Origin of the sequence: Bradyrhizobium sp. U87765 SZCCT0048 (genome assembly GCF_018131225.1) — a bacterium.
Lineage (GTDB): Bacteria > Pseudomonadota > Alphaproteobacteria > Rhizobiales > Xanthobacteraceae > Bradyrhizobium_A.
Genome location: NZ_JAFCMM010000003.1, coordinates 372975 through 386167, shown reverse-complemented (window position 1 = coordinate 386167; position 13193 = coordinate 372975). Strand labels below are relative to the sequence as shown.

Below are 13193 nucleotides of genomic sequence, written 5' to 3'. Positions count from 1 at the left end.
GTGCTCAGCTTCTGGCGAAAGCCGCGATGTCGTCACGCAGCCGCGGGGCGTGGGTTACCAGCAGACCGTGCGGGGCGCCGTCATAGGTGATCATGCGGCCGTCAGCGAGATGATCGAGGGTGCGCTGGCCGAAAACGTGGGGTATCGACTGGTCAGCCGTGCCGTGGATCACCAGCACCGGGACGTCGATGCGGGCAAGGTCGCGCCGCAGGTCGGTCGTCGACGACAGGTACACCGTCTCCACCATCGCGCGCAGCGATGCCTGCATCATCATCGCCATGGTCCAGTCCTGCATCGCCGCCGAGGTGTCCGGTGTGAAGAACGGTGCGGCGTTGTCGCGCAGCCACTTTCCCCGGTCGGCCAGCAGCGCGTCGCGGATGGCGTCGAACATCGCCTTGTCGATGCCGTCGGGATTGTCGGCGCTTTTGACCAGCGGTGGCGTGCCGCCGGCAACCAGCACCGCGCGCCGGACGCGGCCCGAGCCATGGCGTGTGAGATAGCGCACCACCTCGCTGGCGCCGAGGGAGTGGCCCACCAGCGTGATTTCGGAGAGGTCGAGCTGTTCGATGACGCCGGCGAGATCGTCCGCCAGTGCATCGAGGCTGTAGCCGCGACCATTGTCCTCGGAGCGGCCGTTGCCGCGGCGGTCGAAGGCGATGCAGCGAAAGCCCTGCGACGCCAGCGGCGCCATCTGGTACTCCCAGAAATCCGAACTCATCGACCAGGCATGCACGAACAGGATGGGCGCGCCATCGCCCCAATCCTTGTGGAACAGCCGCAGGCCGTCCCGCGTGACGATGGCCGGGTGGCGCGGGGTTCGGCTGTCGGCCGCGTCGAATTCCGTTGTGATGACATTCATGTGATGACCTCCGGGACAAACGGTCCGTTGCACTGTTGATGGCCGTAGTCAGCCACGGCGATGTGCCGGCTGCGATTACCTCGCGGGTCATGGTTGCGGGGCGCGCGAGGCCCCGCGCATTTCGCGCTGGCCGTCGTGGCGGGCGGCCGGCATGATGGACGCCAGCAGCCGCTGTCGGGACGATGGCGGCGGGACAGGCGAGTGGCTCCCATGATCACGCATCGTTTCGACTTCGACGGCGCCGACGGACAGCGTCTTGCCGGCCAGCTCGACCTGCCGGACGGCCGTCCGCGCGCCTACGCGCTGTTCGCGCACTGCTTCACCTGCTCGCGCAAGTCGCGCGCTGCGGTGCGTATTGCCCGGGCGCTGGCGCTCAAGGGCATCGGCGTGCTGCGCTTCGATTTCACCGGGCTCGGCGACAGCGGCGGCGAATTCGCCGATACCACCTTCAGCGGCAATGTACGCGACCTCGTCGCCGCCAGCGGCGCGCTGGCACGGCAGGGCATGGCGCCGTCGCTGCTGATTGGCCACAGCCTCGGCGGTGCGGCGGCGCTTGCCGCCGCGGCGCAATTGCCCGAAATCACGGCCGTCGCAACCATCGCCGCGCCGTTCGACGTCGGCCATGTGACCAGGCTGTTCGGCGACAAGCTGGACGAGCTCACGACGAAGGGCGAGGCGAAGGTCGATCTCGGCGGTACGCCGTTCACGATCCGCCGCTCGTTCGTCGACGACCTGCGTGATCACGACCCCGGACAGACCATCGCTCACCTCAAGCGGCCGCTGCTGATCCTGCATGGGCCGCTCGACCAGATCGTCGGCATTGACAACGCCTCGGCGATCTTTCTGGCCGCGCGCCATCCCAAGAGCTTTGTGTCGCTCGATCATGCCGATCACCTGCTGACGGGAAGCGTCGACGCCGACTATGCCGCTGACGTCATCGCGGCGTGGGCATCGCGCTATCTGGCCGAGGCCGAGGCCGCGACGCCGGCGGCACCGCGTGACGACGCCGTCGTCGTCGCCGAGACCGGCGCGGGGCGCTACCAGGTCGAGGTGCGGGCGGCTGGCGCCCGTTTCGTGGCCGACGAGCCGGCCGATGTCGGCGGCCTTGGCTCCGGGCCGTCGCCCTATCAGCTGCTCAGCGCTGCGCTCGGCGCCTGCACCGCGATGACCCTGCGGATGTACGCCAACCAGAAATCATGGCCGCTCGATCGCGTCAGCGTCACCGTCGGCCACACCAAGCGCACCGAGGAGCCGCGCGATGTGTTCAGCCGCGAGGTGGTGGTGGAGGGTGCGCTCGACGCGGCCCAGCAGGAGCGCCTGATCGAGATCGCCAACAAATGCCCGGTCCATCGCACGCTGGAGCGCGGGGCGGCGGTCGAGACCCGCAAGGGCGAGATCCCGCCGCTGCCGCCGATGGTCTCGGAGCCGCCGGAACAGCACTTCACCGACATGGCGAAAGCGTGCGAGGACTGCTGACGCGCCGAGGATATTCACGATGACCGACGATCACGACCCGCCAGAGAGCAAGCTAACCCGCAGCAAGCAGAAATGGGCCGAGGAGGGCCGTTTCCTGACCGGCCGCACGGCGCGGCCGGAGGAGGAGCGTCTGCCGCCCGGCCAGCACCTGACCCGCGACTGGCCGGTGCTCGATCTCACCGGCACGCCGGACATCGCCCCCGAACGCTGGCGGCTGGTGGTCGATGGCGCGGTCGAGAACCCGGTGACATGGGACTGGACGGCGTTTCTGGCCCAGCCGCAGCAACGCATCGTCTCCGACATCCACTGCGTCACCACCTGGTCGCGGTACGACAATCTCTGGGAGGGGCTCGCGACGCGCGATCTTCTCGCCATCGTGCGGCCGAAGGACGAGGCCGGGTTCGTGGTGCTGTACGGTCACGACAACTACACCACCAATCTGGCGCTCGCCGACTTCGCCGCGCCCGACGCGTTGCTGGCGCACCGCTGGAGCGACAAGCCGCTGACCGCCGAACACGGCGGGCCTCTTCGTCTCGTGGTGCCGCATCTGTATTTCTGGAAAAGCGCCAAATGGCTGCGCCGGATCGAGTTCCGGCCCGCCGATGCGCCGGGCTACTGGGAGGTTCGCGGCTACCATAACCGCGGCGATCCCTGGCGGGAGCAGCGCTACTCCGACGATCCCTGACCGGCGGCGGCTGGCACCAGGCGATCCTGCATCGGCGGCATGCGCCGTCGCCTGTCGGCCCTGCGCCGGCAACCCTTGCGCGGGCGGTCCTGAGGGCGCATCTGCGATGGGGGCTCGCGGCGCGGGCCTGGCCGCCATTCAGTCCACCGCATCGGAAAGCCCGCCTTGACCGCCATCTCGATCCTCGACCTCGCGCCCGTGCCCGCCGGAGCCACCCCGGCGATTGCGCTGCAAAACACCCTCGACCTTGCCCGGCACGCCGACGAGTGGGGCTACCAGCGCTACTGGCTCGCCGAGCATCACAACATGGTCGGGATCGCGAGCGCGGCCACCGCGGTGGTGATCGGCCATGTCGCCGGCGGCACCAAGCGCATCCGTGTCGGCTCCGGCGGCATCATGCTCCCCAACCATGCGCCGATGGTCATCGCCGAACAGTTCGGCACGCTGGAATCGCTGTTTCCCGGGCGCATCGATCTTGGCCTCGGCCGGGCGCCGGGCACCGACATGCGCACCCTGCGGGCGCTGCGCCGCTCGCCCGACAACGCCGACAATTTCCCCCAGGACGTGCTCGAGGTGCAGGCGTTCTTCGCGCCGGCGCAGCCGGGGCAGGGCGTGCGCGCGGTGCCGGGCGCCGGCCTCAACGTGCCGATCTGGATCCTCGGCTCCAGCCTGTTCGGCGCCCAGCTCGCCGGCATGCTCGGCTTGCCCTACGCCTTCGCTTCGCACTTTGCGCCCGACGCGCTGATGCAGGCGCTGGAGATGTACCGCGCCCGGTTCGAGCCGTCGGAGCAGTCGCAGAAGTCCTATGCGATGGCGGGCGTCAATGTCATCGCCGCCGACACGGACGAGGAAGCGCGCTTCCTGTTCACGTCGGCGCAGCAGAGCTTCACCAACATCTTCCGCAATGCCCGTGGCCAGCTGCCGGCGCCGATCGCCGACATCGAGACGTACTGGACCCCGGAGGAGAAGGTGCAGGCCTCGGGCATGCTGCGCTACGCCTTCGTCGGCTCGCCGGACACCGTGCGGCGCGGGTTGACGCGCTTCATCGAGCAGACCGGCGTCGACGAGGTGATGGTGGCGTCCGCGATCCACGATCACAAGGCGCGGCTGCGCTCCTATGAGATCCTCGCCGACATCGCCATCCGCCAGCCGCTCCCGGTGCGCGCCACCGCGACGGCCGGCTGATACTGTTGTGGCGATTGTCCAGATGGCGTGATGGTGGCAGACTGCCGGCCATGACACGACGACCCGCCACAATCCAGCGCCGGAGCTTTTCGCTCCGCGCGTGGTGGCGCACCTCCCCGGCGCGCCACGTCGTCGTCGGCTGAGACGATCTCTCCTCGATCGACCTCACCCCGTCCTGATCGTCTTGCCGCATCATGAGCGTTTCGCCTCGCGTGGCGGCCATCACGCAAAGTGCCCAGTCATGCCGTCCGTCATTTCCGTCGTCGTCGCCCCGCCTGTCGCGCTGCTCGCCTGGATCGGCCGTCAGGGCGTATGGGCGCTTGCTGTCATCGTCTTGATCGGTGTGGTGTGCCCGCCGCTCGGCACGGTGCTGAAGCCCTATGTCAGCGAAGCGATCTTCATCCTGCTCTGCATTTCGTTCATGCGCGTGGATGGCGCTGCGCTACGCGGCTATCTGCGGCGTCCCGGCCTGATCGTGACCGCAACGCTGTGGAATGCGATCGGCGTGCCGCTGATCGCCGGTCAGGTGTCGGTGCTGATCGGGCTGAACGTGCGTGCGCCCGACCTATTTCTTGGCTTGATGCTGCAGATGGTGGCGTCACCGATGATGGCGGCGCCGGCACTCGCGACGCTGATGGGCCTCGATGCGACGCTGGTGCTGGTGACGCTGGTGACCTGCACCGCCCTGCTGCCGCTGACGGCGCCGGTCTTCGCGGTGGTCTTTCTCGGCGAGGCGCTGAAGCTGTCGCCCGTCCTGCTCGGCGTCAAGCTAGCGGCCCTGCTCGGCGGCTCGTTGCTGGCCGCGGCGGTGCTGCGCCGACTGGTGGGCGCTGCGGCGATCCAGCGCCACCGGGAGCCGATCGATGGCGTCAACATCGTGGCGCTGCTGGTCGTCGTCGCCGGCATGATGGAAACCGTGGCGGCGGAGTGGCTCGCGGCGCCGGCGCACATGCTGCTGCTCTCGGTGCTGGTGTTCGCGGTGTTTCTGGTGCTGCTTGCGACGACGGTGGTCGTGTTTCGCCGCGCCGGCCGGGACGTGGCGCTCGCGCTCGGGGTGATGGCGTGCCAGCGCAACATGGGGCTGATGCTGGCCGCGGCCGGCGGCATGCTTCCGGCGGCGACGTGGCTCTATTTCGCTCTCAGCCAGTTTCCGATCTACCTGTCGCCGCTGTTGCTACGGCCGCTGATCGGTGCGCGGCGCGAACCCGATGCGCCGGCGGAAACGATCCCCCGCGGCTCATGATCGCGGGCGGCCCCGCACGATGAGCCACTCGATGGCCGCGCAGGCCGCGATGCCGGCCGTGTAGCTCAGAATGTCCCACCACGAGAAGAAGCGTCCGATCAACAGGACACCGATGGTGGTGCGCCGGAAGGCATCGAGCCACGGTGTGTGCAGGAGCTGGCTGAATTCGACGGAGGCGGCGATGATTGCGGATATCGCGGCCCTGTTCGCCAAGGCGGCCCGTGGCATGATCGTGGACCACAGCGCGTACACCATTCCGCCCCAGATGATCGAACCTGCATATTTGGCAAGGCCGGCGGGCAAGCCCGGCACCGGGGCACGCACCAGCAGGCCGGCTGCGATGAGAAGCAGTGTCGCGGTGGCGAAGATGATGCGTATCTGCATTCAGGTGCCAGCGCCCTGGTTTGGTCGCAGCGACGTCGACGTGGGCTTTCCCGGCAGCCTGCGTGGTTTGTTGACGATGGCGACCATGGTGTAGCTGACGATCAGCAGCAGAAACCACGATCCGAGCTTGCCTAACGACACCAGCGACCAGCTCTGGAGCTGGTTGGGATAGACCCAGGTGCGGGTGAAGGTGCCGATGTTTTCCGATAGCCAGATGAAGAAGGCCACCAGCACGAAGCCCAGCAGCAGCGGCATGCTGCGATTCCGACGCCAGATCCTGAAGTGAATTTGCGCTCGCATGAACAGCACCGCGCTTACGGCGAACAGGCCGAGCCGAACGTCGGGGACGTAGTGGTGCGCAAAGAAATTGATGTAGATCGCGCCGCTCAGGAGCGTGAGCATCCACAGCGGTGGATGACTGACAAAGCGGAAATCGAACAGCCGCCATGCCCGGCAGATGTAACTGCCGATGCAGGAGTACATGAAGCCGGTGAACAGTGGCACGCCGCCGATGCGGAAGATGGCCGGCTCCGGATAGATCCATGATCCGACCGCCGTCTTGAAGATCTCCATTGCCGTGCCGGTGAGGTGGTACAGCAGGATGACCTTGGCCTCGTCCATGGTTTCGAGACGGCTGGCGAGCAGGATCGCCTGCACGGCCAAAGCTGCGAGAAACAAAAAGTCGTAGCGGTAGAGTCCGGCATTGTCCGGATAGGCGTAGCGGGTCGCGATCAAGAGTGCTACCATAATACCTCCGAACAGGCAGGCCCATGCCTGCTTCAACCCGAAACGCAGGAACTCGTACAGCGCAGCCATCGCCGGACGCTGCGCCATGCGCGCCGATATGTGTCGGTCGATGTCGGCCAGTCGGCTCAGGACAGGCCGGACGCGGGTTGCTTCCGGAGAGGGGGCGAGGGGCACTGATCAGTCGCGGGATGACGACGGAGGAAAAGGCGGGCGGACATTAAACCCAGGCGTGAATTGGTCAAACCGTCTCAATTCTTCGGCAGAGTAACCTCGCATTAACCACGACGAGGGTTTGGTGAGGGGGCGAAAAACCGCGCCGACAGCCCTTGTTTTGACATGTTGACGGGGAAAGTGGGGGCCAGCTCCGGGTTGGGCTTTTCCCATGCGACATGAAGGACTTGGTGTTCGGCCGTGGTTGCCGCGCGAAGCCGCGTCGTGGCCCGCCCGGATGTCGCGAAGGGACCATTTGAGAGGATATTGCCGATGAATCCAGCCGACGTCGCTCAGTCGGCTCTGCCGATGGCTTCGGCCGATGTGTCGCTGATCGCGCTGTTCTGGCAGGCTCACTGGATCGTGAAGGGCGTGATGCTGGGCCTTCTCGGCTGCTCCGTCTGGGTGTGGGCTATCGCGATCGAAAAGATCTTCCTGTTCGCGCGCACCCGCCGCGCCATGGACCGGTTCGAGCAGGCATTCTGGTCGGGCCAGTCGATCGAGGAACTGTATCGCGGCCTGTCCGCCAAGCCGACCTATTCCATGGCGGCGCTGTTCGTCGCGGCGATGCGCGAGTGGAAACGCTCGTTCGAAAGCCAGGCGCGCTCGTTCGCCGGGCTGCAGATGCGCATCGACAAGGTCATGGACGTGTCGATCGCCCGCGAGGTCGAACGCCTCGAAAAGGGTCTTCTGGTGCTGGCAACCGTCGGTTCGGCCGGCCCGTTCGTCGGCCTGTTCGGCACCGTCTGGGGCATCATGTCGAGCTTCCAGTCGATCGCGGCGTCCAAGAACACCTCGCTGGCGGTGGTCGCGCCCGGCATCGCGGAGGCGCTGTTCGCCACCGCAATCGGCCTTATCGCTGCCATCCCGGCGACTATTTTCTACAATAAGTTCTCCTCCGAGGTGAGCCGCCAGGGTCAGCGTCTGGAAGGGTTTGCCGATGAGTTCTCCGCGATCCTGTCGCGGCAGATCGACGAGCGGGCGTAACGCCGGTGGGGTCCGGCCGTCCGTGTGACATGGGGTGGGCCGGACGGGACCGGCATGTTGGGATGACCGTAGCCGAGGGTAGTCTCTGATGGGGATGAGCGCAGCGGGAGCTTCGGGAGGCGGGCGGCGACGCGGTCGCGGCAGCCGCCGGGCCAATGTCATGGCCGAAATCAACGTCACGCCGATGGTCGACGTGATGCTGGTGCTGTTGATCATTTTCATGGTGTCGGCGCCGCTGCTCACCGTTGGCGTGCCGCTCGACCTGCCCCAGACCCAGGCCAAGAGCCTCGACAACGACAAGGAACCGTTGACGCTGTCGGTGAATCTCAAGGGCGAGGTCTATCTCAACAATACCCAGATCGCGGTGGACGAGCTCGTTCCCAAGCTCAAGGCCATTACCGAGGCCCGCGGCGGAATGGATGAGCGCATTTTCGTGCGCGGCGACAAGAAGGTCGACTACGGCACGGTGATGAACGTGATGGGGCGGCTCTCGGCGGCGGGATTCAAGCGCGTGGCGCTGGTGACCGAGGTCGAGCAGGGGAGCTGATGTGAAGATCGGCAAGGTCCAGATCGACAAGACGCTTGTGGCCTCGCTGGCGCTGCATGCCGCCGTGCTGGGCTGGAGCATCGTGTCGTTCTCGACGCGCTCGCTGGAGGCGACGCCGGTCGAGTCGATGCCGGTCGATATCATTTCCGACGCCCAATTCTCCCAGCTGACTGCCGGCAACAAGTCCGGCAAGAAGGAAAATCCCAAGCCGCTGGTGGAGAAGGTCGCCGATGCGACCCCGCCGCAGGACGATCCCGTCGGCAAGATCACCGAGAAGAAGGAAGTGGTGACCGCGGCTGCGCCCGAGCCGCCGCCGAAGCCGGTCGAGAAGCCGGTGGAGAAGAAGCCCGATCCGCCCAAGCAGGCCGAGAAGAAGGACGAACCGAAGCCGGTCGAGAAGCAGCCGGAGCCGAAGGTCGATCCGATCGCCGAGGCGCTGAAGAAAGACAACAGCAAGAAGCCGCCGCCGAAGCCGGAGGCCAAGGCTGCGCCGCCGCAGCCGCCGAAGCCCAAGCAGGACTACAAGTTCGACCAGAGCAAGATCGCCGCCCTGATCGACAAGCGTGAGCCGAGCCATCAGGCCGTCACCGGGTCGGCGTTGAACGCGTCTGCCTCGCTGGGCAGTCCGCGCGGCACCGCGCAGACGCTGTCGCAGTCGGAAATGGACGCGATGCGGGCGCGTCTGGCGAGTCTCTGGAATATCCAGCCGGGGACCGAGAATCCCGAAGAGCTGATGGTCACGGTGCGGATTCGCCTGACGCCTGACCGCAGGCTTGCCGGGCCGCCTGAAGTCGTCTCGCGCGGCAGCTCGCCGCGTTATCGCGCCGCTGCCGATGCGGCCGTGCGTGCCGTGTTGCAGGGGCAGCCCTACAACATGCTGCGCGACCAGACGTATGATCAATGGAAATTCATGGACATCGATTTTGATCCTAAAACGATGTTTCGCAGCTAGTTATTGACGAGAATGAGCCGACGAATGCCTCTGAAGTCGTTTTCCGCGCCTGGGTTGATCGCCTCCCGCCGAGATGTCCTCCTTGGAGGCGTGGGAGCTGCCGCTGCGCTGGCATTGCCGCGCTGGGCCAACGCACAGACGAAACTCGTCATCCCGCAGGGGCAGATTGCCCCGCTCGTCATCGCGATTCCGAATTTCGTCGCGGGTTCGCCTTCCGACGGCGAGGTGGCTGCTGGCGTCGCCCAGGTCATCACCAGCAACCTCAAGCGCAGCGGCTCGTTCGCGCCGATCGACCAGGCGGCGTTCATCGAGAAGATCTCGAGCATCGACGTCGCGCCGCAATTCCAGAGCTGGCGCACCCTCAATGCCCAGGCGCTGGTCACCGGCCGCGTGACCCGCCAGCCCGATGGCCGGCTGAAGGCCGAATTCCGCCTGTGGGACGTGGTGTCGGGGCAGCAGCTCGACGGCAAGCAGTACTTCACCTCGCCGGAATACTGGCGCCGCATCGCCCACATCATCTCCGACCAGATCTATGAACGGCTGACCGGTGAGAAGGGCTATTTCGACAGCCGCGTCGTGTTCATCGATGAGAGCGGCCCGAAGGAGCGGCGCGTCAAGAAGCTGGCGCTGATGGACCAGGATGGCGCCAACGTGCGCTACCTGACCCGTGGCACGGACCTCGTGCTGACGCCGCGGTTCTCGCCGTCGACCCAGGAAATCACCTACATGGAGTTTGGCCAGGGCGACCCGCGGGTCTACCTGTTCAACGTCGAGACCGGGCAGCGCGAGATCGTCGGCAATTTTCCGGGGATGTCGTTCTCGCCGCGTTTCTCGCCGGATGGCCAGCGCATCATCATGAGCCTGCAGCAGGGCGGAAACTCCAACCTGTTCGTGATGGACTTGCGCTCGAAGTCGACCACCCGCCTGACCGACACTCCGGCGATCGACACCTCGCCATCCTATTCGCCGGATGGCCAGCGCATCTGTTTCGAATCCGATCGTGGCGGCAAGCCGCAGATCTATGTCATGCCCGCAACGGGCGGGGCGGCGCAGCGCATTTCGTTTCAGGAAGGCGGCAGCTACTCCACCCCCGTGTGGTCGCCGCGCGGCGACTACATTGCTTTCACCCGGCAAGGCGGCGGACAGTTCGCCATCGGCATCATGAAACCGGATGGGTCCGGAGAGCGAATCCTGACATCCGGCTACCACAACGAGGGGCCGACCTTCGCTCCGAACGGCCGTGTGGTGATGTTCTTCCGCGACCAGGGGGCCGGGCCCTCGCTGTTCACGGTCAATATCGACGGCCGTAACGAGCAGCGTCAGCCCACCCCGGGGTTTGCGTCCGATCCGGCCTGGTCGCCGCTGTTATCCTAAACAAAAACGCAAAAATCCTTGCGAGCAGCGCGACGGCGCTAGGCAAACCTTGCCTACGCCGCTGATTTTGTATGCGTTTTTGTCACTTTCCTGCGGCGCGAATACCACTCGGTAACGATCTTCCCTCAGGATTGCTTCACGCGCTCCGGTTAAGACTGGAAGCGTCGACACCCGTGCAGACGCGATCGCATGCAGCTTGCCGAACTGAAAAACGTGCCGAGCGAGAAGACGCTGACGCCCGCGATCTACGCGGCGTTGGTGGACTCGCTGTTTCAGAATTCGGTGGCGATGTTCGCGGGCGCGCTGTGCGCCGCGATCGCCGCGGTCATGACCGCGTACAAGACCGGTAACAACCTGCTGTGGCCATGCGCCCTGCTGATCATCGCGGTCGGCACCTTCCGCGCCTTCGACATGCAGAAGTACGCCCAGCGCACCACGCCGCTGGATCCTTCGAGCGCCGAGAGCTGGGAGAAGCGTTACCAGATCGGCGCCGGCCTCTACGCCTGTGCGCTCGGCGTCTGGTGTCTGGTGGTGCTGCTCGGCAGCGACGACCCCGTTGCCCATATGCTGTGCACAGCGGTCACCGTCGCCTATACCGCGGCCGGATCGGGCCGCAACTACGGCCGCCCGGGTATCGCCCAGCTGCAGATCATCCTGGCCTGTGGACCGATGTCGCTGGCGCTGCTGCTGCATGGCGACGTCTATTATGTCGGGTTTGCGTTCCTGAACCTGCTGTTCTTCATCGGCCTGCGCCGTATCACGCTCAGCCTGCAGCAGGTCTATGTAAAGGCGCTGGTGGCGAGCGAGCGCGTGACGTCGATCGCCGACCAGTTCGACACCGCGCTCAACAACATGCCGAACGGCCTGTGCATGTTCGGCGCCGACGGCCGCCTCGCGGTCATGAACAACTGCTTCACCGACATGCTGCGCGTGTCGAGCGATCTCGTGCATCGTGGCGCCAGCGTGCGCGAACTCGCGGCCGCCTGCATGATCGCCAAGACGCTGTCGGCCCCCAGCGCCAATGCGCTGGTCACAGAGATCGAGGCGTCCCGCGCCGGCAACATCACTACGTTCGATCCCGGCAACACGCCCGAGCGCGCGCTGGAATGGACGGTGCAGCCGATGGCGGCCGGCGGCACCGTGGTGCTGGTCGAGGACATCACCGAGCGGCGCAACGCCGAGGCGCGTATCAATCACATGGCACGGTTCGATGAGCTCACCGGCCTGCCGAACCGGCTCAATTTCCGCAACGAAATCCAGCGCCTGCTGTCGATCCCTAGCGCCGAGGGCAGCCACGCGCTGTCGGCGCTGCTGTTTGTCGACCTCGATCAGTTCAAACAGGTCAACGATACACTCGGTCATCCCTGTGGCGACCGCCTGCTGTGCGCGGTGGCCGACCGGCTGCGCGAGATGCTGCGCCCGGACGATTTCGTCGCACGCTTCGGTGGCGACGAGTTCGTCGTGTTCCAGCCACGCATCAAGTCGATCGACGACGCAGCGACACTCGCCCGCCGTATCGTCGACCGCCTCAGCGAGGGGTATGAGATCGATCAGCATCTCGTCGAGATCGGCGCCAGCATCGGTATCGCCACCACCTCGTCGAGCGGGGCCAACGTCGACGTGCTGCTCAAGAACGCCGACATGGCGCTCTACCGGGCCAAGGGCGATGGTCGCGGCACGTTCTGCTTCTTCCGCGAAGAAATGGCACAGATCGTCGAGACGCGCCGCACCCTCGAGCTCGAGCTGCGCCACGCGCTCGCCAACGAGGAATTCGAGCTGTTCTACCAGCCGCTGGTCAACCTGAAGACCGGCCGCATTGCCACCTGCGAAGCGCTGCTGCGCTGGAACCATCCGGAACGCGGTTTTGTCCCGCCGTCGGACATCATCCCGGTCGCCGAGGACATGGGCCTGATCGTCGACCTCGGACGCTGGATCCTGCGCAAGGCCTGCATGGAGTGCATGCAGTGGCCCTCGGCGGTCAGCGTCGCGGTCAACTTCTCGTCGCAGCAGTTCCACCGCCGCGACGTGCTCAGCGACGTGCGATATGCGCTGGAGGTCTCGGGCCTGCCGGCGAATCGCCTCGAGATCGAGATTACCGAATCCTCGCTGCTGCGCAACACCCAGTGGACGCTCGATGTGCTGGCCCAACTGCGGGCCGCCGGGGTGCGGATCTCGCTGGACGATTTCGGCACCGGTTATTCGAGCCTCAGCTATCTCAACAATTTCCCGCTGCAGAAGGTCAAGATCGACCGTTCGTTCCTCGAAGGCATCGACAAGGATCGCCCGCTGACGCTGCTGCGCGGTGTCGCGCGGCTCAGCGCGGACCTCGGCATGAGCGTGGTGGTGGAAGGCGTCGAGACCAACGATCAGCTCGAGCTGATCGGCATCGAGGGCACCATCACCGAGGCGCAGGGCTACCTCTTCAGTCCGCCGGTTCCGGCCCATCAGATCCGGCAACTGCTCAACGCATCCCACGGCCGGCGCCCGAAGGAGGCGCCGCTCGAGGCCGACGGCTCGCGATCCCTGGCCTGAAGATCTTGGTCA

12 protein-coding genes are annotated in these 13193 nt (G+C 66.0%); 9 read left to right on the top strand and 3 right to left on the bottom strand.

Annotated features, from left to right (window positions below):
- Positions 1 to 4: 4 nt before the first annotated feature.
- Entirely contained in the window at positions 5 to 859 is an 855-nt protein-coding gene (locus JQ639_RS20365; protein WP_211968086.1) for an alpha/beta fold hydrolase, read from the bottom strand.
- Positions 860 to 1069: 210 nt separating this feature from the next.
- Here JQ639_RS20365 and JQ639_RS20360 point away from each other — a divergent pair, with 210 nt between their 5' ends.
- The 4 genes from JQ639_RS20360 (at position 1070) to JQ639_RS20345 (ending at position 5448) form a co-directional block, all read left to right on the top strand.
- Positions 1070 to 2335, top strand: a complete 1266-nt coding sequence (locus JQ639_RS20360; RefSeq protein ID WP_211968085.1) for a bifunctional alpha/beta hydrolase/OsmC family protein — start codon at positions 1070 to 1072, stop codon at positions 2333 to 2335.
- Positions 2336 to 2354: 19 nt separating this feature from the next.
- Positions 2355 to 3020 carry a sulfite oxidase-like oxidoreductase gene (locus tag JQ639_RS20355; protein WP_211968084.1) on the top strand — a complete coding sequence of 222 codons (666 nt, stop codon included), beginning with the start codon at positions 2355 to 2357 and terminating at the stop codon, positions 3018 to 3020.
- Between the two features lie 165 nt (positions 3021 to 3185).
- Positions 3186 to 4205 carry an LLM class flavin-dependent oxidoreductase gene (locus JQ639_RS20350; RefSeq protein ID WP_211968083.1) on the top strand — a complete coding sequence of 340 codons (1020 nt, stop codon included), beginning with the start codon at positions 3186 to 3188 and terminating at the stop codon, positions 4203 to 4205.
- A 241-nt stretch (positions 4206 to 4446) separates the two neighbouring features.
- Positions 4447 to 5448 (top strand): Na+-dependent transporter, encoded by a 1002-nt coding sequence (locus JQ639_RS20345; protein WP_211968082.1) that lies wholly within the window; start codon positions 4447 to 4449, stop codon positions 5446 to 5448.
- Here the strand turns inward: JQ639_RS20345 and JQ639_RS20340 are convergent.
- Both JQ639_RS20340 and JQ639_RS20335 read right to left on the bottom strand, forming a co-directional pair.
- Entirely contained in the window at positions 5443 to 5832 is a 390-nt protein-coding gene (locus tag JQ639_RS20340; protein ID WP_211968081.1) for a ribosomal maturation YjgA family protein, read from the bottom strand. The genes JQ639_RS20345 and JQ639_RS20340 overlap by 6 nt on opposite strands.
- A complete protein-coding gene (locus JQ639_RS20335; protein WP_371745153.1) occupies positions 5833 to 6753 on the bottom strand; it encodes a DUF817 domain-containing protein in 921 nt (306 codons plus the stop codon).
- A gap of 309 nt (positions 6754 to 7062) precedes the next feature.
- Here JQ639_RS20335 and tolQ point away from each other — a divergent pair, with 309 nt between their 5' ends.
- The 5 genes from tolQ to JQ639_RS20310 all read left to right on the top strand — a co-directional run bounded on the left by tolQ (position 7063) and on the right by JQ639_RS20310 (position 13181).
- Positions 7063 to 7776 (top strand): protein TolQ, encoded by a 714-nt coding sequence (gene tolQ / locus JQ639_RS20330; protein WP_211968080.1) that lies wholly within the window; start codon positions 7063 to 7065, stop codon positions 7774 to 7776.
- 88 nt (positions 7777 to 7864) lie between these two features.
- Entirely contained in the window at positions 7865 to 8323 is a 459-nt protein-coding gene (tolR, locus tag JQ639_RS20325; RefSeq protein WP_211968079.1) for a protein TolR, read from the top strand.
- A gap of 1 nt (position 8324) precedes the next feature.
- A complete protein-coding gene (tolA, locus tag JQ639_RS20320) occupies positions 8325 to 9275 on the top strand; it encodes a cell envelope integrity protein TolA (RefSeq protein ID WP_349644596.1) in 951 nt (316 codons plus the stop codon).
- A gap of 24 nt (positions 9276 to 9299) precedes the next feature.
- Complete coding sequence (tolB, locus tag JQ639_RS20315; protein ID WP_211968078.1) at positions 9300 to 10649, top strand: Tol-Pal system beta propeller repeat protein TolB; 1350 nt, start codon at positions 9300 to 9302, stop codon at positions 10647 to 10649.
- A gap of 189 nt (positions 10650 to 10838) precedes the next feature.
- Complete coding sequence (locus JQ639_RS20310) at positions 10839 to 13181, top strand: putative bifunctional diguanylate cyclase/phosphodiesterase (RefSeq protein ID WP_211968077.1); 2343 nt, start codon at positions 10839 to 10841, stop codon at positions 13179 to 13181.
- Positions 13182 to 13193 lie beyond the last annotated feature (12 nt).